Annotated in this window: 1 tRNA gene; it reads left to right on the top strand. The window is 38.6% G+C overall.

The features are described 5' to 3' along the window. Positions 1 to 15: 15 nt before the first annotated feature. Positions 16 to 91: transfer RNA gene (locus tag NI464_RS15805), tRNA-Ala, on the top strand. The last annotated feature ends 225 nt before the right edge of the window (positions 92 to 316 follow it).

The following is a 316-nucleotide window of genomic DNA, read 5'->3' as shown; positions in this document are numbered from 1 at the left end:
ACTTATTGATAAGCTGGGGACTTAGCTTAGTTGGTAGAGCGCCTGCTTTGCACGCAGGAGGTCAGGAGTTCGACTCTCCTAGTCTCCACCATACATTCCTTCGGAATGTATAAAGACAAAAGCTAATAAATAGACAATCAGTTGATTGTTAGTTTAGTCCTTAAGCGATCAAGTGTTTAGATCCTAGAGATTAACAAGTACAAGCGTTATGATACGCGCACTTGATAACCTCTGTGATTTATCACAGTTTCCTGACCTGACGAAGGCTGGAAAAATCATTAACAGAATATATTTGAGTTGAAATAATTTGTTCAAA

Origin of the sequence: Acinetobacter lwoffii (assembly GCF_024129685.1) — a bacterium.
Lineage (GTDB): Bacteria > Pseudomonadota > Gammaproteobacteria > Pseudomonadales > Moraxellaceae > Acinetobacter > Acinetobacter lwoffii_X.
The sequence above is the reverse complement of the archived record's forward strand: the minus strand, read 5'-3'. Positions and strand labels throughout refer to the sequence as shown.